A 19,788-nucleotide genomic window follows, 5' to 3' on the forward strand; every position below is an offset into this window, starting at 1 on the left:
TCCTGAAAGATGCGCTGACCGCGCAGCTTTTACTGATAGTTGATCGAGTAGGTAACCGAACCCACGACAGTACCGGCGGTGGTTGCCGCGCTGGCAACGTACTGAACGGCGTACGGCAGCACGGCAGTGGCGCCGGTCACAGCGGTACGTGCAGTGTTAGCGGTTTGGCTGGTATCACCGGCCTTGATCACAGCACCATTGGAGTCGAGCAACTGCAGTTGCACGCCAGTCGCATTACCGGTGTTGCGGATGTTCTGGGTGGTCGGGTCGACGCCCGCGCCCGCTTCAAATATCGCAGCGGCGGTCGCAATAGTGCCCTGGCAGCCGCTCAGGTTAATGGTGAAGTTGGTGGCACCAACAGTCGCCCCCGCGCTTGCCAGCGACGCAATCGAGAACGTCGGAAGCGTTACGGTGCCCACATTGCTCGTGCCATTGACCGTAGTGGTGCAGGTTTGAGCCGTCAGTTGGCCACTGAAGTTGATAGTGCCATCGGAGGCTTGTGCAGCAGACATCACGAGTGCGGAAGTCGCCGCTGCAAGAACGAGGTAAGTACGGTTCATAAGTTGCCTCAAAATCATTAGTTGGATAAATGCCTGGCAGGCCACTCGCAATTGCAATATGGCGGTGCGTTGTGCACAGAGTGAATGATGTTTCTTTTGGTGAAACCCTTCAAATTGAAAGGTCCTGCAAAAGCTCCGGAAATTTCCTATCAGAGTTAAGACTCTTCCGAAGGCTTTAAATTTTAGTTCGTATAAGTGCAGCCAAACGGCTTTTTGGTTGAAATGGATATATCAAAGACTTGATCAGCGATATCGCGCTCAGTTCCTTTTGGGCTTTAGTTATAGGCGATGGAGTAGGTAACCGAGCCTACGACGCTGCCCGGCGCAATAACATCGTTGGCGATGTACTGGACGCCATAAGTCATGACGCCACCGTTGCTGGCGAGATTGGTAATGGCGGGGGTACGCGGTTGTCCCGGGTCACCGGCCTTGATCACATCGCCGCCGGAATCAAGCAACTGGAGCTGCACGCCGGTGGCACCACCGGTGTTAATAATGTTCCGGGTGGTGGGGTCGACGCCTGGGCCGCTCTCAAAGTAAGTGGACGCCGTCTTGCCAATCACACTATTGCCCGTCAAATTTTGTACAAAGTCTTGGATGGAATTACCGGTGCCGCATGCACTCAACCCAATGGTGAACTGGGTTCTGCCGGCGGTAGCGCCTACGGCGCCGAGGGCCGTGATGCCCAGTGTCGGCAGCGTGACGGTGCCCATGTTGCTGCCACCGTTCACACTGACGGTACACGTCTGCCCAATCAGTTGGCCTTTGAAGTTAACGGTGCCATCGCCTGCCTGCACAGCCGGTATCATGAAGGTCGACGTCAGCGCTGCGAGCGCGAAGATGCGGTATGTACGTGTCATAAGTTGCCTCGAAAGGTTAAAACATCATTGATCGAAATGCTCGGCGAGCCGTTCACTGCTTCGCTGTGACTGCGCGCCTTGCATGCAGTGAATAATGTTTTTTCCGGCCAACCCCTTCAACGTTAAAGATCCCTTTGCAATTAGGGAAAATTCCGACTGAAGCTATGACATTTCCAGTGCCGTTAGTATTTCTCCTGATACACCTGTAACTAAACAGACACCCGCTGCTTGCCGTAAACCTCATGCAACTCGACCTTGTCGATAAAGCCCATTACTTGCTTGATGGCCTCTCGATCCGGCGGGCAAGGCAACTCAAAACGCATCGACGATGATGACGACTCAACAGTGGAAAGCACCTGCAGCGTATTGCCCTGGTAAACCAGTAAATGTTTGATTGCCGGCGAACTTCGTACTAACTGTTCAAGCACTTCGCCTGCATTTTCCAGCACGACCTGGTGAATAATCAGCAGGTCAAACGGGCATAACGCGTTATCCAGTATCACCAATAAATCCCGGAATGATGTCAGCGGGGCAACACGGCTGTAGCCAAGCCCCGAGAGGTTCTTTTCTATGCTGACTAGCCTGGATTGTTCTTCGTCGACCAACAAGACACGCAACTTTGGATTCACCATGAAACACCCTTCCTGGCCCACGAGAAAACTGAACACTCAGTAAGCGTTCAGCCGCACTGATGGCCTGTATTCAGACGTTGTTGATCGACGCGCGCTGCGAGTCCAGCCACAACAGCAGCCGATTGGCGCTCATGGGCCGCGCACAGAGATAACCTTGAGCGTATACACAGCCCAGCTTGATCAATGACTGGCGCTGCTTTTCGGTTTCAACACCCTCCACCACCACCGACATGTTCAGCGCCTCACCCAGCGCGAGGGTGCTGCTGACAATGGCGCGATTGGCGGCGTTGGTATCGAGGTCCTGAACGAAACTGCCGTCGAGTTTTATCTCGGTAAAGGGCAGCTGGCACAGGCGCTCCAACGATGAGAACCCCACGCCAAAATCGTCGATGGACAATCCGGCGCCCATCATCCGCAAACGGATCAGGCTCTCCAGCACCGCCGGGGAGGTTTCGAGCAAACCGCTTTCGGTAATTTCAAAGGTCAGGCAGGACGCCGGTACCTGATAACGTTCAATCAACCCGCTGATACCTGCGACCAATTGCGGGTTGCTGAATTGCTCGGCCTGCAGGTTAAACGCGAGATTCATCTGCCGGCCGGTGGCCAGGACTTCCTGCCAAACCATCAAGCCCTGTTCAAAGAGCGCAAAAAACAGATCGTCCATCAAATAGAAGCTGTTTAACAACGGCAAAAAGTCGCCAGGCGACAACAATCCATAGCTTGGGTTGTCCCACCGCGCCAAGGCTTCCATGCTGTCCACCGCGCCGGTGACCAAATTGAATTTTGGCTGAAAAAACGCCCTGAATTCATTCTCCTGAATCGCCTTTTTCAAGGCTGACTGGGTAAACCATTTCAGATTGAGCGAGCTTGAAACGTCCGTTCTTCGCACGGCCAGCGACTCCAGAAAACCGGCCACCATGGGGCCTATCTCACTGGCCCGTACGGGCGTATCGACATACCCCAACACCTTCACGCCGTGCATCGACAGCATGCGATCCAGGGCGCCGTGCAGGTTCGCCGGGTAAATACTGCAAATGATCAGCGCCTTGAGCAGCCCGCCATGGCTGAGGTCCTCGATCAGCGACAGCCCATGGGTGCATTGCAATTTCAAACTGCACAATACGATGTCCACCGGACCGTTACTCGCCAGTACCTCCAGCGCGGCAGCACCGTCGGCAACCGCTGTGACGTCTTCACAACCGAGATCCTGAAAAACGCTCGTTGCGATCAGTCGTTTGAAAGGCTGTTCTTCGATAACCAGAACGCGTATCGGTAGGAAAGACATGGCGGTTCTTACACAGGTGATGGGGACCGGTAAATTATTGCGCCCCACCCCTGCTGTGTATTTAGGATTGCTCCTAATGGCCTCTGGAAAAACTCCGTGTGCCGAACAGAAATTTCCTACACGAACAGGAAACGTCCGAAGGCTTACCCAAGGGCCCGTGATCCCGGGCTTTCACGGCAAGGCGGTCAAGGCAGCTTTCAGTGCAAGCATGGCTTGCTCCAGGGCCAGGGCGGCGGCGGTCACTTCGCCGGGCTCCGCCTCCTCACAGGCCGTTTCCAGCTGCGCACAACGAATCAGCACGTTCTGTGCGCCGACAATCCGCCCGCCGCCCTTTATCCGGTGTGCCAGCGTGGCAAGGCCTTCGACGTCCATGTTTGCGTAGCATTGCATCAGTACGCACATGTCCTCTTCCAGGCTGAGCGCCAGGTTCTTGGTAATGGTGCTGACCGAGTCCTCGTCGCCCCGGGCCAACTGGATCAGTGAGGTCAGGTCGAGATTGATCCCCTGCCCCACCATGGCCAAGGGCGCTTCATGGGGATGTGCCAATGGCTCGATGACGGACATCCGGGCACTCAGCTCCCTGAGCCGGATGGGCTTGAACAGGCAGTCGTCCATGCCAGCATTCAGGCACCGCTGTTTTTCCTCCGGCTGGGCATTGGCGGTCAGGCCGACGATGACACAGGGTTTCGAGCCTTGGCGCTGTTCTTCGTCGCGGATGGCGCGGGACAGCTCGTAGCCGTTCATGATCGGCATATGGCTGTCGGTGATTACCACGTCATACGTACCCTGGCGCCATGCCCTGAGGCCGTGTGCACCATCCTCCGCGTCGGCGACGTCATGCCCCAGGTACGTCAACTGTTGGGACAGCAGCAAACGGTTTGCCGGGTAATCGTCCACCACCAACACACTCAGGCGTTTCGCTCGAACCACCGGCGAGACTGAGTCGTGGGTAGTCGGGGCAAGGTTTTCAAGCACCGGCAGACGCAAGCTCACGTCTATGCGGGTGCCCCGCCCCAGCTCACTCGACAAGGTCAAGCGCCCGCCCATCATTTCGCACAGCGTGCGAGAAATGGCCAGGCCCAGTCCCGACCCCGTACGCATCGCCTCAGCTGGCTGGCCGACCTGGGTGAAGGGGCTGAACAACAGGGCCTGGTCCTCTGGCGAGATGCCAATACCGGTGTCGATGACGCTCAATGTCAGGTCCAGCTCGGAGCCATCCACCACCGGGGTGCAGCGCAGAAAAAACCGTACCTGGCCTCTGACGGTAAACTTGATCGCGTTACTCAACAGGTTCGACAACACCTGCTTGACGCGCATGGCGTCGACCAGCACTTCACAGTCCGCCTGGGGGTCGAGATCAATCTGCAGTTCGAGAAATTTCTGCTGCGCGACGCCATCAAAGATACGGGCGACCTTGAGCACCTCGTCATACAGGTTGGCTCTTTTCGGCGCCAGGGTGAGTTGGCCGGACTCAATGCGCACGATATCCAGGATGTCACCGAGCAAATCCACCAGGCTGTTGGCGGCGCTGGAGGCGATGTCCAGTGACACCCGATCGATAATGCCTTGTTCGGCCCGTTTGCTGGCCATTTCGAGCATACCCAGCACGGCGTTCATGGGTGTGCGAATTTCATGGCTCATGGTTGCCAGGAACAAAGTCTTCGCGTTGTTGGCGTCGTCGGCCTCTTTTTGTGAGGCCTTCAACTGAATCATCAACTGTTCGCGGTCGCTGACATCCACCCATCCCGCAATCACCCCGACCGCCCGTCCGCGAGCATTGAAGCAGGGGAAAATCCAGTAGAACAGCGCCAGCGTTTCCCCGTACGGCGCGACGAGGCTGCCGCTGCCAATCAGCGGGACACCCTCGCGCACAACCCTGAGATAATGCTCGTGGTATTGCCGGGATTCAGACAACGGCATCAGTTGCAGTTCGGTGATGGGCTTGCCCAGGACCTGGTTCAGGTCCATGGCCAGGAAATCCAGGTAGCTGTTATTGCAAGCGACCAGGCGGCCCTCATGGTCGCGAATGAACACCGGCCGCGGGACGTTATCGATCATTTCGCGCATGTTGGCGACAAATGTCGCCAGGACCCGACGCGGGTCATCGGCCTTGCGCCGCCACAGCAGCACTCCAAGGTTCCAACAGAGGATAGAACCCAGCCCTGCCAGCGCCATACCCCAATAGAGCGTGGATTGACCCTGGGTGCGCACCACCATGTCGAGTTCGAAATCGGGCGTGCCGGCAATGTGCGGTTCCGCCCGCGTCAGTAATGGCACCCCGGCGATCAGCAACGCGGCAACAATCGTTTTGGCGGCCTTCATCAGATAATACTGTTGCGCTTGGCCACTTCCGAAAGTGACACGACTGACGTCACTTCAAAGCGCTCCAACAAACGCGTCTTGTAAGTGCTGATGGTTTTATTGCTGAGCAGCATCGAGTCGCCGATTTCCTTGTTACTGCGACCCTGCGCAAGATGCTTGAGGATCACCAGCTCGCGATCCGACAGGTTTTCGATCACCCGCGCTTCATTCATTTCGACGTCACTGCGCCGAACCGAACCAATTGCCAGGTTGGGAAAGTACGTGTAGCCGGACATCAGCACTTTGACGGCGCGACGCAGGTCATCCAGGTCGTCGATCTTCGAGATAAAACCGGCAGCGCCCGCGCTCATGCAACGCTTGAGGTACAACCCGGCTTCCAGGGACGTGAGGACCAGAATTCGCGTGGCGATATTCAGGTCGATAATGCGCCGGATGACTTCCAGGCCGTCGAGCTTGGGCATCGAAATATCCAGCACTACCAGGTCCGGTGTCTCCTGACGCGCCTGTTGCACAGCGTCCGCACCGTCGCCCGCCTCTACTACTGTTTCGAAACCTTCCTGTTTCAAGACCATTTTGACCGTCGCCCGAACTATCGGGTGGTCATCCACTACCAGCGCCTTGCGCATATCTATCTCACTTATTGTGTTTATCTGGACACAGACCACGAAACGAGAAAGCGTAGAGGGAGGCAAGCGACTACACCGGCAGAGTCTAGTCCAACCGCACCTGAACAATGCGGGTTATTTTCGCCCTTCGCGCGTTGTCATTTTCAGATCGGCTGTGTCATTCCAGCCACTCTTTCAAGCGGCGTGCACTCATAGGTTTGGCCAGGTGAAAACCTTGTGCAAAGGTTCCACCCATGGCAAGGGCCTGGTCGCGTATTTCCTGGCTGCTGACACCTTCGATCACCAGGCTGATCTCAAGCGCGCGGGCCAACGCAATCGTGCTGATCATCATGGCCCTGCTGTGCAGGTCGGATAAATCCTGCACCACCGAACTGTCGAGTTTCAACTCTTGGAAAGGCAGCTGGCACAGCAACGTCAACGAAGAAAAACCGGTGCCAAAATCATCGATCGACAGGCCACACCCCAGCAGGCGCAAACACAGCAAGCTTTTCTGGGTGGCCACCGGCATATCCAGCAGGCCGTTTTCGGCCAACTCGAACATCAATGCCGAGCCTGGAAGATCGTGCTCAATCAATGCACTTTCGATGTACAGCGCCAAATCAAAACGGGCCAATTGCGACGCATGCAAATTGAACGCAACCTGCAGCGTAATATTGCGACCTCGCAGAGCAACTAGCAGGTCAAGGCCTTGGGCAAACACCTGCTTGAACATGTCGTCGATCAAGTCGTACGCCAGCACCGCCGGCAGAAACTCACCGGGCAGCAGCAACCCACGGGTTGGGTGTTCCCAACGCGCCAACGCTTCCACGCCGCACAGGGCGCCGGTCCGCAAGTCGAACTTGGGCTGGAACCACGCCTTGAACTCCCGCGCCTCAAGGCCATTTCTGACCTCGGGCTCGGTAGGCAACTTGAAGGAATCCGTGATCAACAACGGCGAAAAGGTTTTGTGCTTGATGTAATCAAGCAGGATCGTGCTCAGGTCTTGCACGGGCGCGACGACGCCCATCACACCAATCAACTTGAGCTGTGAAAACTGATTGATGCACTCCACTGCCCGTAAGAACTGAGGTTCAAGGGTCGCGCCTAAAATCAGCGCATTCACCAGGCGTGCCCGGCCCGCGAGCATCAGGAAGTCGAAATAGCCGAGCTTCTCGTTGCTCAAGTCGCAGATAACGATGTCCACGCCTTCTGCACGGGCGATCAGGTCCAAGGCTTTTTCACATTCCCCCGCCTGGAAAACCGCACGCACGCCCAGCACCGTCAAGGCCTGAGCAATGGCTTTGCGACGTGGCAGGCGATCCTCAAGCACGAGAATTCGTAAAGAAATCATGTTGGTACAGACCCTGTTTTTGTTGCCGCCATGCTGCCGTCTTTATTGGCGAATTACGAAAGCCGTTTTCCTGCATATCGCAGGGAAATTTCTGAGGAGATGGCAGAAGGCTTTTATTGGTTGAGCTTGACGCCTTGGCGGGTGGCCGGAGCTGTTGGAGACGTCTACTGATAAATGAAGGTGACGCCGATAAGGGACTGCACATTCCCGGCGACGACCTGCCCACCGGTTCGGGCATAGGACGCCGTCATCCCTAGCTCTATGGGGCTGACGCCGACCGAACCCAGCGAGATATTGTGGTTGGTCGCGATGACGCCGCTGGCGTTTGACAGCTGCACGCCAATACCGGACGCAGGAGACGCGGAAGCCGTATTGCTAAAGGTGGTATTGGCGTTGTCGGTGGTCGGGCCCGTCAGGAAATAGGACAGATTCTGGTTTTGCGCACAGTGCACGTTCAATGGCACTGTGGCCGATCCCGGGTAATCAGGAAGGGTTACCGTCACATTGCGTGAGGAGACGTCGCAGCCACCCGTGGGAACAACCACGGTGTTATTGGCATAGATATTCCAGGTAATGACTTGGTAGGGAACGGAGTCCACCTTCTCCATGGTGAGCCTGGCCAGCATCTGCCCCGCGTTGACCGTGATTCCAGAGGCGCCACTGCCGATCACTTTCAAAAACAGTACCGTGTCCCAGGGCGTGAGTGTGCCCCATGTATGGTTGACGGTAATAGTGGGTGTGTTGATGGGGAAGTCATACGAGGCTCCATAGTAGGTAATGCTGCCCGTCAGGTTATTCAGCGGCCCGGCGTATTGGCCGGAGATGATCCTTATGGGGTCCTGGAAGTCGGCAGGGGCAAGGGGTTGCTGAACGTGGCGCCGTCAAACGTCAAGGGGGTGCCTACGCGGTCCAGAACCTGAACGCCCACGTTGGTTGCAGCACCGGCAGCAGAGCTTTCCAGGGCCAGCGCTTCGGTATTGGTGGGATCAGTGACACCCGTGAACGCGACAGACGCTTGAGATGAAACCGAGGTGTCGCAGTCATTCAGCTGGATATTAAAACCAACAGCCGTACTGGTCTGGCCGCCGTGCTCAGTGCCGCGGTTCTCACTTGACCCAGTTGTACGGTCTGGTCAGTAGAGCCGGTATCAACTGCGCAAGCTGCGTTAACAACTTCACCCTGAAAGTGAATAGTGCCGCCATTGACTGTTGTAATGTCTGCATGAGCCACGCCTACAGACAGCAGTGAGGCTGCAATCACGCTGTTAATCAGATTAATTTTCCGCATAACTCTAAACTCCATATCTTTTGGGGTTCCAGTACTTGGTATAAGGCAACTCAAGCACTCGAACTATAAGTAGCTCTTTAAGGAATAAGAATGGAGCAGGTTCCCGCCGGGTTTTATGAAACCTCTTGGGTTTAGAGCGATAATTCCGTACGCCAGAGAAATTTCCTCCCGAGCCGATTCATTGGCGATGCCGTGCACGTATCCACCGCTACATCTGTCATTCGACTGCAATACAACCGCCCAAAGATCTCCACCATCGCCTTTGATGTTTACCCCGGGCCGATTTTCAAGGTCAGCTATCTACGCGCGTAGATAGCTGTAGAAGCAGAACAAACACACCCAATGGTCATGTCCGGGCCTTCCGTCGCTATCACGCCGCCCACCAGCGGCATGGTCAGCGTGTTGCAAACCGTGGACAACCGCTTGCTGCTGGAAATCATCGAACGGTACTTGTCGATGGCGCCTCTCAAATCATCGGCGAACTACTGACTACCCGCAGCGCCAACCCTTCATACGCATCCAGGGTGATGGTGAAATCACCCTCGGGCGTCAGATCGCCCTCCACCCGCTCATTGATGATGTCCACCACCGGGCCCGGCGCGATATTGGGCAAGTGCAGGGTTTCCGTAATCGGCGTGGAACCGAAGTTCAGCGCCGTGATCTGGGTACCTTTGCCCGCCGGCAGTTCGTGGACCATGATCAGCAGCCCCGGGTGCTGCACATCCGGCACCAGGATCTGGCGGCTGGCGGCGATGTCGTAGGCTCGGCGCACCGCAAGGATTCTTTGCAGTTGCGAGGCAAACGAATCCGGGTCGGCCAACTGGCTGATCAGGCTGCCATACAAGGTTTTCGGGCGCGGCATCTGCCCGGCGGATTGCTCCGCCTCCGGATTCAGGTCCACCAGGTCATAGGCGCCGCGATGGATCCAGCGTGTGTCGCCATCCAGCATCAAGTGGGCCACCTCCTGCGCCGGCAACGGCAATGCGCCCACCAGGTCCCAGCCGGACAGTGCAAACACCCCCGGTTGCATCGCGTTGTACATCACCAGCAGCAGGTGAATCTGGCGGATCTGCTGGATATCCGCCGGGGTAATCGCCTCAAGGTCGCGAATGCCCAGCGCCGCCGTAATGATGCTGGCGGTGGTGCAGGACACGCCGTTGGTCACGAACTTCAGGTTATACGGCGCGTGTTCGCCAGCCAGGCGTTCGTACATCTGCTCACGGATATGCTCGCGCAGGATGCCGCCGGGAAAGGTCTGCCCCTGATAGAGGTAGGTGTCATGGGCGTGCAACGTCCAGAAGTGCACCAGTTCCAGGGTCAGCTCGTCATGGTTCTGCAAGGCGTGGATCAGCGAGCCGGGGTCGATGCCCAGGGTGTGCATCTCCCGCAGCATCAGGCGCAGGAATTCGGTGTCGCCCATCAATAACGCGTGCTGGTAAGCCGGGCGCGTGATGAAGTCGTAGGACAGGTCGGCGCCGCCGTGGGACATGGCGGCGATGTCGTCCACCGTCAGGTTCAGTTCCTGGAAGCTGAAACCGCCCGCCTTGCGAATCGCGCCGCCCAGGATCTGGTTGCCGGTGATGGACAGCGGATGGCTTTCAGACCAGGCGTTACCTTCCAGTTTTCGTTCCACACCGAGGAAACCGTTGGCATCCAGGCGCAGGATTTTCGCCCCCATCACGTCGATGGCGTGCAGGGCGTCGCCAATGATCATCTGCTGCGCGGCGAAGGTCGGATCCAGCCAGTTCAGCGACGGCTGCCCTTCCTTGAAGTAATGCAGGTACACCCAGCGGCGGGGCTTGCCGTCCACGCCGATGACCACATCGGTCGCGCTCCAGTCGGTTTCCTTGACCCCGGGTTCGAAGAAGATCACCCGTTGCAACTGGCCGACGATGTAGTGCTTGTCCCTGAGCACGTCGACCTGCTGCGGGCTGAGGTTCTGCGCATCGCGGCCCTCGCTGATATCGGGCAGCAGCGGCCAGTCTTCTTCGCGGATCTCCACCATGTGGTAGAGGCCGGGATAGTCTTCGTAGGCCATCTCGGCCAGGCGGAAGTCCGCGCCCTTGCCGGTGTGGGACGGAATCACATCGTCGATGATCACCGCGTTGTGCGCGGCGGCCATGCGGGCCAGCGCCTGAAGCTGGGCTTCGGTGCCCAGTTGCGGGTCGATGTCGAAGCTGATGCGGTCAAAATTGCCGTCAATGGTGGGAGTGTGCTCGGTACCGGATAGACCGCCCGAGCGTTTCAACGGGCCGTTATGGATGCCCTGGATGCCGATTTTCGACAGCGCGTGCCACAAGGTTTCATCGCCCAGGGCCTCCAGTACGCTGCCGTTCTCGCGGGTGACGATGGACGCCGGATAGGCCGTGAACCACACCGATGCCAGGGCTGAAGCATCACGGGGCCGGGTATGGGCATATGGCTGTTGCCACAACCGGCCTTGCCCCGAATAAAGCCTGGCGCGCTGCTTGGCGGCATGCAGCATCGATTGTTCCACCAGCCAGGCCACATGTTTCTTATCGGCGTCCGTCATAAATCAATCACCTGCACCCATGAAGTAGTCGGTTGCGGTGGCTGCATATGAACCACCGTTCGTTACTGTATGAGGCCCCGGGCGGCGATTCGTTGCATCCGGGATGGCGACCCTTCCCCGGCCTAGACCCAGCCGCCGTCCACAATGAAGTTCTGTGCGGTACACATCGCCGATACATCAGAGGCCAGGAACAGCGCCATATTGGCGATATGTTCCGGCTCCACACTGCCCGGCAGGCACTGGCTGCGGGCGATCAACTCCCGGGCCGCGTCATCCACCCACATCGCCAGTTGTTTCTCGGTCATCACCCAGCCCGGCACCAGCGTATTGACCCTGATACGGCTGGGCCCAAGCTCCCGCGCCAGGGCCCGGGTCATGCCGTGGGCGGCGGCTTTGCTGGCGGCGTATACCGGGTAGCCGCTGGAAGCCATCATCCAGCCGATGGAACCCAGGTTGATGATCGACCCACCGCCTGCGGCCTTCATCATCGGCACCACGGCCCGGGCCGCGAAAAACCCGTGCTTCAGGTTGACCGAAATCAGTTGGTCGAACCGCTCCGAGTCGATTTCATCCAGGGTGTGCCGAACGTCGTTGGCGGCATTGTTCACCAGCACGTCGATCGGTCCAAGGCTCTGCGCCAGGCACGCTATCGCGGCCTTGTACGCGATCTCGTCGGTGATATCGCAATGGGCGAATTCGACGGCATGGCCCTCGGCCGACAATATCGCCGCCAATCGGTCGCCCTGCCCTTGCGCCCGGTCCACGAAGGCTACCTTGGCCCCCTGGCGTGCGAAGGCACGCACCATGGCCTCGCCTATCCCGGAAGCACCGCCGGAGATCAGCACGGTTTTATCCCGCAGGTCCGGGTACATCGCCTGCGCGCCGGGCTGTTTTTCAGTGTTCATGGGGCAGTCACTCCGCTGTATTTAGTCTTATTTTATATTGCATGTTTTGCGATATTGGCTATAAATCAGCCCTGCAGCCGAGTAAATAGTAGAACTATTTAATTAACAACAATAAAGGTAGCTCAGTCATGCGGCAATCCCGATTCCTGCTTACCGGCCTTGGCCTCTCCCTGGCGGTGGCCAGCCTGGGCGCTCAGGCGGCTGGCTTGTCCAGCGAACACAAACCCTTCGGCAAAACCAATGACGGCACCGCCGTCGAGCAGTATGTGTTGCGTAACAGCCATGGCGTACAAGCCACGGTCATCACCTATGGCGCGGTCTTGCAGTCGCTGAAAGTACCCGACAAACACGGCCAGTTCGCCGACGTGGTGCTGGGCTTCGATGACGTCCAGGGCTACCAGGCCGGTACTGCGTTCTTCGGCGCGACCATCGGCCGTTTTGGCAACCGCCTGGACAAGGGCAGCTTTGAACTGGACGGCAAACGCTATCAAGTGCCCCTCAACGACGGGCCGAACTCGCTGCACGGCGGCCCGCAAGGTTTCGACAAGCATGTGTGGAAAGCCCAGCCGGTCAAGCAGGACGATTCGGTGGGCGTGACCCTGAGCTACCTGTCCAAGGACGGCGAGATGGGTTTTCCCGGCAACCTGAAAGTCGATGTCACCTATAGCCTCAACGACAAGAACGAACTGCACATCGACTACAAGGCCACCACCGACAAACCCACGGTGCTCAACCTCACCAACCACAGTTACTTCAACCTCGCCGGCGCCGGCAGCGGTGATGTGCTCAAGCAGGTCGCCACCCTGCATGCCAGCCATTACACCCCGGTCAACAGCACCCTGATTCCCACCGGCGAACTGGCCCCGGTCGCCGGCACGCCGATGGACTTTCTCAAGCCCACTGCCATCGGCCAGCACATCAAGGACGATCATCCCCAGCTGAAATTCGCCGAACCTAAACAAGGTGGCTTTGACTTCAACTGGGTGCTGGATGCCAAGGGTGATATCGGCAAACTGGCCGCCGACGTTCGTGACCCGCAGTCCGGTCGCCGCTTGCAGCTGTATACCAGCGAGCCTGGCGTGCAGTTCTATACCGGCAACTTCCTCGACGGGACGATCAAGGGCAAGGGTGGCAAGCCTTACGCCCACTGGAGTGCGTTCACCCTGGAAACCCAGCATTTTCCCGACGGCCCCAACCAGCCGAGCTTCCCCTCTACCCGTCTCGATCCTGGCCAGACCTACACGCAGAATACCGTGCTGAAATTCTCTGCTGACTAAACCTGTGGGAGCTGTCGAGCTTTAGCGAGGCTGCGATGACGTCGGCACTATCAATATCCAAGGTGCCTGACCCACCGCTATCACAGCCTCGACGAAGCTCGACAGATCCCACAGTACCGGCGTTAGCAGGGCTGCCGGGAAACGTCAGCGGCCATCAGTTCCACAAACCGATCTTTTCCAGCTCCTGTTTGAAGTTCTCGCGGGTGATCAGCGTCACCTCATCCATGGCCGTGTACTTCGGCGGCTCCTTACCCGTAGTGACCCACTCGAACATCATGCTCGCGGTGTTGTAACCCTCGATGTGCGGGCTGGGCAGCATCGAGCCGAAGAAGCCGCTGTTGGCTTTCTTCAATTCGCCAATGGCATCGGTGCCGTTGATGCCGATGCCGATGACATTCGCCGCCGCAAACCCGGCGCTTTCGGTGGCGCGCACGCCGCCAAGCACGGTGTTGTCATTCATGCCGCCGATGATCAGGTTTTTCGCGCCGCCGGGCAGCTTGACCAGCGCCGAATTGGTGGCGTCCATGCTGCCGGGGACGTCGAGGGTCTTGAGGGCTGCGTACAGGATGTGATCATCCGGAATGCCCGCGGCCTTCAGGGATTTGACCGAGCCATCAGTGCGCTTTTTGCCGGTATCGAGTTCGTTGTAGGTGTTGATCACCGCATAGGTGTCCTTCCAGTCCCAGCCACGTTTTTTCGCTTCAGTGGCCATGGCACTGCCCTGCTTCTCGCCCACTTCAAACGCGGCCATGCCCAGGTAAGGCACGTCTTCCATGAAGTTGCCCTTGGCATCCACAAAACGGTCATCCACGGCGATCACTTTCAAGCCGTTGGCTTTGGCCTTGGCCATGATCGCCGGGCCGAGGGACACGTCCGGCGGGCAAATCACAAAACCCTTGGCACCATTAGCGGCCAGGCTGTCGATGGCCGAGAGGGTTTTTTCGCCGTCGGGCACGGCGATCTTGATCACCTCGAAGCCCTTGTCCTTGCCGGCCTTTTCGGCGAAGGCCCATTCGGTCTGGAACCAGGGCTCTTCCGCCTGCTTGACCAGAAAGCCGATCTTTACCGGCTCGGCCGCCAGCAACAGGCTGCTCAGGCCAACGGCGGACACCGCCACAGCGGCGCAGCACAGGGAACGGATACCACGACGACGATTCATAGGGTGACTCCTTGTTGTTGTTTTTGAATGCGTTAAACAGCCTGTTGGTTATCCTGCAAAGCGGTGGCAGATTTTCCCCGGCACATCGACCTCAATGGCCAGCACCGCACCGTCCAGCGGGTGATCCAGCGGGCTGGCGGCACTGGTGATGTACAAGGTCTTGAGGTCGGGGCCTGCGAACACGCAACTGGTGGGACGGCTGACCGGCAATTCGATGACCCGGTCAACTTCACCGCCCGGCGTCAGCCGCAGCAGGCAACTGCCGTCCCAGCGGGCGTTCCAGATATAGCCTTCGGCGTCCATGGCCGAACCGTCCGGGCCACCCCGGGAGTGAGGCCCGAACCAGACTTGCGCAGGTGCGAGCTGGCCTTGTTCAGTCATCGGGTATCGATAGAGCGTGCCGTCCAGGCTGTCGCCGAAATGCACGTGGGTGGCGGCGTCGTTCCACAGCAAGGTGTTGGGAATCCCCAGGCCTTGCAGCAACGGCGTGACCTGCCCGTCGGCCTCGACCCGGAACAGGCCGCCGGAACGCCGCAGCACCGGCAAGTCTTCACCGTGCTCGCCGATGTTGTTCTGCATGGTGCCCAGCCACAGCCGGCCCTGGGCGTCGCAGCGGGCTTCGTTGGCACGGTTGCCCGGTTGCGGATCGGCGACACAGAGCAAGGTCAGGCGCGGATCGCTTGGCGCCGAATCGAGGTCGAGGCGATACACGCCGCTGCTCAGGGTCACCAGTGCATCGCCGCTGGCGCACGGGATAAACGCCGAGGCCGGCTCAGGCAATTGCCAGGTGTGCAATTGCCCGCCCTGCAGGCGCAAGGCCTGCTGGCCGATGATGTCCACCCAATACAAGGCCTGGCCCGGTACATCCCAGAACGGCCCTTCGCCCAGCCGAGCCCGGTGCGGTGTGACTGCGGTCCACGACATGAAACCTCCTGCTTTCTTGTTGTTTTCAGGTGGTACCGGTTACAGCGCGTCGCGCGACGGCTGCCCATCTACCAGACGCTGAATGCGCAACGGGTTGGCATTCTTCAGCGCGTCGGGGAGCAGGCTATCAGGGTAATTCTGAAAGCACACAGGTCGCAGGAAACGCTCGATCGCCAGGGTGCCCACGGAAGTGCCACGGGCATCCGAAGTTGCCGGATACGGCCCGCCATGGACCATCGCGTCACACACCTCGACGCCCGTGGGGTAGCCGTTGAGCAGGATGCGGCCAACCTTTTGCTCCAGCAGCGGCGTCAACTCGCCGAACTGGGTGAAATCCGCCGGCTCGCCGATGATCGTCGCGGTCAATTGGCCGTGCAGACCGTGCAACGTCGCAGCGAGTTGGGCCTGGTCGGCGACTTCCACGAACACCGTGGTGGGGCCGAACACTTCTTCCTGCAGCACTTCATCGCCGTTGATCAACAGGCTGGCATCCGCTTTGAACAGCTGTGGCTGCGCCTGATTGCCGGCTTGCGCCTGGCCCGCCAGGTGCTCGATGCAAGGATGGGCGAGCAGCGTGTGCAGGCCTTTGCCGTAGCTGCTCAAGGTGCCGGCATTGAGCATGGTTTGCGCCGGCTGGTCGCCGATCAGTTGGGCGACCTGTTGGGTGAAGCCTGTGAACGCTGGCGAGGCAATCCCGATCACCAGGCCCGGGTTCGTGCAGAACTGGCCGCACCCCTGCACCACCGAGGCGACCAGGTCGCGGGCGATGGTGTCTGCCCGGGTTTGCAGGGCCTGGGGCAAAACGATCACCGGGTTGATGCTGGACATCTCGGCGAACACCGGGATCGGTTGCGGGCGTGCCGCCGCCATATCGCACAACGCCCGGCCGCCCTTGAGCGAGCCGGTGAAACCCACGGCCTGGATCGCTGGGTGCTTGACCAGTGCTTCCCCCACACCGCCGCCGAAGATCATGTTGAACACGCCGCCGGGCATACCTGTGCGCTCGGCCGCCCGCATGATCGCATCGGCGACCCGCTCGGCGGTGGCCATGTGGCCGCTGTGGGCCTTGAACACCACCGGGCAACCGGCCGCCAGCGCGGCGGCGGTGTCGCCACCGGCAGTGGAAAAGGCCAGGGGGAAATTGCTCGCCCCAAACACCGCGACCGGCCCCAGGCCGATGCGGTATTGGCGCAGATCCGGGCGCGGCAAGGGCTGACGATCCGGCAGCGCCTGGTCGATCCGCGCGCCGTAGAAATCACCGCGCCGCAGTACCTTGGCGAACAACCGCATCTGGCCACTGGTACGACCGCGCTCACCCTGGATACGCCCGGCGGGCAACGCCGTTTCGCGGCAGACCAGGGCGACAAAGTCATCGCCCAGGGCGTCCAGTTCATCGGCTATCGCCTCCAGGAACGACGCACGATGCTGCGCGCTCAGGCTGCGATAGGCCGGGTAAGCCTGAGCGGCGGCGTTCGCCGCGGCGTCGACCTCCTGCGCGGTGGCCTGGTAGAAATCAAAGGGCAATGGCTCGCCACTGGTGGCGTCGATGCTCTGCAGGGTGATGCTGCCGGCAGCGCTGCGCTGGCCGCCGATGTAGTTGTGGCCACAAATCCGGGTCATGCCTGTCTCCTTCAAAGGGTGCCTATGCCGCCAGGTGCCACGCCGCTGTTGGCCACGGCAATGCCGTTGATCAATGGCGCGCCGAATTCGGCCTGGCTGATTTCAAACACATCGCCTGGCCGGGTACGAATGCCGTCGGCAAACGACAAGGTGGCGGTGCCGAAGAAATGGATATGCACGTCACCCGGGCGCAGGAACTGGGTGTATTTGAAATGGTGGTATTCAAGGTTTTCGAGGCTGTGGCACATGTTGGCTTCGCCACTGAGGAATTCGTGCTGCCACAACACCTCGCCATTGCGCACGATACGGCTGGTGCCCGCCAGGTGCCGAGGCAGTTCACCCAGGCGCAACTCGGGACCGTAGCTGCAACTGCGCAACTTGGAGTGGGCCAGGTACAGGTAATTCTTGCGCTCCATCACGTGGTCGGAAAACTCGTTGCCCACCGCGTAGCCCAGGCGATACGGCTTGCCGTCGTGACCAATCACATACAGCCCGGCGATTTCCGGCTCTTCGCCGGCGTCTTCGGCAAACGCCGGCCACGGGAATGGCTGGCCCGGACGCACCACGATGCTGCCGTCGCCCTTGTAGAACCATTCCGGCTGCACACCGGCCTGGCCAGAAGCCGGTTTGCCGCCCTCCACGCCCCATTTGAAGATGCGCATGCTGTCGGTCATCGCGCTTTCGTCACTGCCGTTCTGGTGCATCTTGTCCCGCGCCGACGCACTGCCCAGGTGGGTCAGGCCGGTACCGCTGACCAGCGTGTGGGCAGGGTCCGGGTGATCCAGCGGTGGCAAGATCTTCTGCGCGGCCAGCAGTCTGGCGTAGTCGTGGCTCTCGGCCAGGCCGAGGTGGTCTATGTGCTGTTGCAAGGTGACGCCAGCCTCGATGGCGGCGAGTGCCAGGTCGCGTACCGTGCGGGCGGCCCGCACCTCGCGTACCTGATCGCCGTCGACCACGCCCACTCGGCGTTCGCCGTTGTTCAATTCAAACTGCACTAACCCCATGAGTGTTCTCCTGATTGCCAATTAAGTACGCGTGGCGCCACGGGCGCTGGCGGCGAACTGGTCGGGCGGCAGCACGTGCCTGCGCTCCAGCAACCGATAGACCACCCCGGTCAACACCACCCCGAACAGCATCACGCACGCCAGGAAGTACAAGCCCGACGCAAGGTTGCCGGTGTACTCCTTGAGGGCGCCGATCACGAACGGCCCGATGTAGCCGCCGAGGTTGCCCACCGAGTTGATCAAGGCGATGCCCGCCGCTGCACTCGCGCCGGCAAAGAAACGTCCCGGCAAGGTCCAGAACACCGCCGTGCAGGAGAACAGCGCAAACGCCACCAGGCACAGCGCTGCCAGTTGCCACAGCGGCACCGTCAGCCAGGCGCTGAGGAACAGCCCGACGGCGCCCAACACGTAGAGCACGGCGAGGTGGCCGTAGCGATCATTCAGGCGATCGGAACTGCGCGGGACGATCAGCAAACCGATGATCCCGAAGATGTAAGGCACTGCCGACACAAACCCGGTGGTCAGGTCGCTGCCGCCAAACTGCTTGATCAAGGTCGGCAGCCACAGGCCCAGGCCATAGATGCTCAAAGTCACCGGCAGGTAGAACAGCGCCAGCAGCAGCACGCGCTTGTCCTTCAGCGCATGCAGCGGGTTGCCGTGCCGGGTCTGGCCGTAGGCTTGCAGGTCTTTGGCCAGCTCGCCGGTGAGCCAGGCCTTCTCCGCCTGGTCCATCCATTTCACCTGTTGCGGCCCATCCGGCAGGTAGCGCAGCACCGGCCAGGTCAGCAGGATCGCCGGGGTGCCGATGACGATGAACAACCACTGCCAGCCGTGCAGGCCGAGTATCCCGTCCATGCCGAGCAAGCCGCCCGCCACGGGGCCGGTGATCATCATCGCGATGGGTTGGGACAGGATGAACAGCCCGAGGATCTTGCCGCGGTGCCTCACCGGGAACCATTGGGTGATGTAGTAGAGGACACCCGGGAAGAACCCGGCTTCGGCGGCGCCCAGCAGAAAGCGCATCACATAGAAACTGTGGGGGCCCTGGACGAATGCCATGCCGATGGTAATCGCGCCCCAAGTCACCATGATTCGTGCGAACCAGCGCCGCGCGCCGAAACGATCGAGCATCAGGTTGCTGGGGATTTCCAGCAGGAAGTAGCCAATAAAGAACAGCCCTGCTCCCAGTCCATACGCCGCATCGCCGATGCCCACATCCGCGCCCATGTGCAATTTGGCGAAGCCCACGGCCGAGCGATCCACGTAGGCAATCAGGTACAGCAAGATCAGGAAGGGAATCAGTTTCAGCGTGATGCGACGTATCAGCCGCTGTTCCTGGCTCATGTGAGCGGTCTCCGATTGTTATTTTTATAGAGCGTTTCGGGTCGCCTCTCGCGGAAAACCGCCAGGGCCAGGCCTCGTTAAATCGGACTATATAGTAATACTATTTAATCAACAACACTT

General features: G+C 59.5%; 17 protein-coding genes and 1 pseudogene. 2 read left to right on the forward strand and 16 right to left on the reverse strand.

What is annotated here, in order from left to right; all coding sequences use genetic code 11:
- Positions 1-29: 29 nt before the first annotated feature.
- The 9 genes and pseudogenes from HX811_RS17075 to fimA all read right to left on the reverse strand — a co-directional run bounded on the left by HX811_RS17075 (position 30) and on the right by fimA (position 8,917).
- Entirely contained in the window at positions 30-560 is a 531-nt protein-coding gene (locus HX811_RS17075) for a fimbrial protein (protein ID WP_177046654.1), read from the reverse strand.
- Between the two features lie 275 nt (positions 561-835).
- Positions 836-1,420, reverse strand: coding sequence for a fimbrial protein (locus HX811_RS17080; protein WP_177046656.1), 585 nt, complete (start codon positions 1,418-1,420; stop codon positions 836-838).
- Positions 1,421-1,629: 209 nt separating this feature from the next.
- Positions 1,630-2,052, reverse strand: a complete 423-nt coding sequence (locus HX811_RS17085) for a hypothetical protein (RefSeq protein ID WP_003217737.1) — start codon at positions 2,050-2,052, stop codon at positions 1,630-1,632.
- Between the two features lie 70 nt (positions 2,053-2,122).
- A complete protein-coding gene (locus HX811_RS17090; RefSeq protein WP_371132445.1) occupies positions 2,123-3,385 on the reverse strand; it encodes an EAL domain-containing protein in 1,263 nt (420 codons plus the stop codon).
- 123 nt (positions 3,386-3,508) lie between these two features.
- A complete protein-coding gene (locus HX811_RS17095; RefSeq protein ID WP_177046658.1) occupies positions 3,509-5,659 on the reverse strand; it encodes an ATP-binding protein in 2,151 nt (716 codons plus the stop codon).
- Positions 5,659-6,285, reverse strand: coding sequence for a response regulator transcription factor (locus tag HX811_RS17100; protein ID WP_010170839.1), 627 nt, complete (start codon positions 6,283-6,285; stop codon positions 5,659-5,661). The genes HX811_RS17095 and HX811_RS17100 overlap by 1 nt, the downstream gene beginning before the upstream one ends.
- A gap of 157 nt (positions 6,286-6,442) precedes the next feature.
- Entirely contained in the window at positions 6,443-7,615 is a 1,173-nt protein-coding gene (locus HX811_RS17105) for an EAL domain-containing protein (RefSeq protein ID WP_177046660.1), read from the reverse strand.
- A 164-nt stretch (positions 7,616-7,779) separates the two neighbouring features.
- Positions 7,780-8,448, reverse strand: a complete 669-nt coding sequence (locus tag HX811_RS32010; protein ID WP_371132446.1) for a fimbrial protein — start codon at positions 8,446-8,448, stop codon at positions 7,780-7,782.
- A pseudogene (fimA, locus tag HX811_RS32255) lies at positions 8,445-8,917 on the reverse strand (type 1 fimbrial major subunit FimA). Before fimA ends, HX811_RS32010 begins: the two are co-directional and overlap by 4 nt.
- 333 nt (positions 8,918-9,250) lie before the next feature.
- On the opposite strand from fimA, the gene HX811_RS17120 reads away from it, so the two are divergent.
- Positions 9,251-9,391 (forward strand): hypothetical protein, encoded by a 141-nt coding sequence (locus HX811_RS17120; RefSeq protein WP_256344438.1) that lies wholly within the window; start codon positions 9,251-9,253, stop codon positions 9,389-9,391.
- Here HX811_RS17120 and treS read toward each other — a convergent pair.
- A complete protein-coding gene (treS, locus tag HX811_RS17125) occupies positions 9,369-11,435 on the reverse strand; it encodes a maltose alpha-D-glucosyltransferase (RefSeq protein ID WP_177046662.1) in 2,067 nt (688 codons plus the stop codon). The two genes, HX811_RS17120 and treS, sit on opposite strands and share 23 nt — an antisense overlap.
- 122 nt (positions 11,436-11,557) lie before the next feature.
- Positions 11,558-12,340 (reverse strand): SDR family NAD(P)-dependent oxidoreductase, encoded by a 783-nt coding sequence (locus HX811_RS17130; protein WP_003217767.1) that lies wholly within the window; start codon positions 12,338-12,340, stop codon positions 11,558-11,560.
- A 128-nt stretch (positions 12,341-12,468) separates the two neighbouring features.
- Between HX811_RS17130 and HX811_RS17135 the strand changes: the two genes are divergently transcribed.
- On the forward strand, positions 12,469-13,617 hold the full coding sequence (locus tag HX811_RS17135) for an aldose epimerase family protein (RefSeq protein WP_102369085.1): 1,149 nt from the start codon (positions 12,469-12,471) through the stop codon (positions 13,615-13,617).
- Positions 13,618-13,771: 154 nt separating this feature from the next.
- On the opposite strand, the gene HX811_RS17140 is transcribed toward HX811_RS17135, so the two are convergent.
- The 5 genes from HX811_RS17140 to HX811_RS17160 are packed head-to-tail and all read right to left on the reverse strand — an operon-like array spanning position 13,772 to position 19,668.
- Positions 13,772-14,776: a substrate-binding domain-containing protein gene (locus tag HX811_RS17140; RefSeq protein ID WP_003217769.1), complete on the reverse strand. Its 1,005-nt coding sequence runs from the start codon at positions 14,774-14,776 to the stop codon at positions 13,772-13,774.
- A gap of 48 nt (positions 14,777-14,824) precedes the next feature.
- On the reverse strand, positions 14,825-15,700 hold the full coding sequence (locus HX811_RS17145; protein WP_177046664.1) for an SMP-30/gluconolactonase/LRE family protein: 876 nt from the start codon (positions 15,698-15,700) through the stop codon (positions 14,825-14,827).
- 39 nt (positions 15,701-15,739) lie between these two features.
- Positions 15,740-17,320, reverse strand: coding sequence for an aldehyde dehydrogenase (NADP(+)) (locus HX811_RS17150; RefSeq protein ID WP_177046666.1), 1,581 nt, complete (start codon positions 17,318-17,320; stop codon positions 15,740-15,742).
- A gap of 11 nt (positions 17,321-17,331) precedes the next feature.
- On the reverse strand, positions 17,332-18,324 hold the full coding sequence (gene araD1 / locus HX811_RS17155) for an AraD1 family protein (protein WP_177046667.1): 993 nt from the start codon (positions 18,322-18,324) through the stop codon (positions 17,332-17,334).
- 21 nt (positions 18,325-18,345) lie between these two features.
- On the reverse strand, positions 18,346-19,668 hold the full coding sequence (locus HX811_RS17160) for an MFS transporter (protein ID WP_177046669.1): 1,323 nt from the start codon (positions 19,666-19,668) through the stop codon (positions 18,346-18,348).
- Positions 19,669-19,788: the final 120 nt, after the last annotated feature.

It is taken from the genome of Pseudomonas sp. F8002, from assembly GCF_013385495.1.
Classification (GTDB): domain Bacteria; phylum Pseudomonadota; class Gammaproteobacteria; order Pseudomonadales; family Pseudomonadaceae; genus Aquipseudomonas.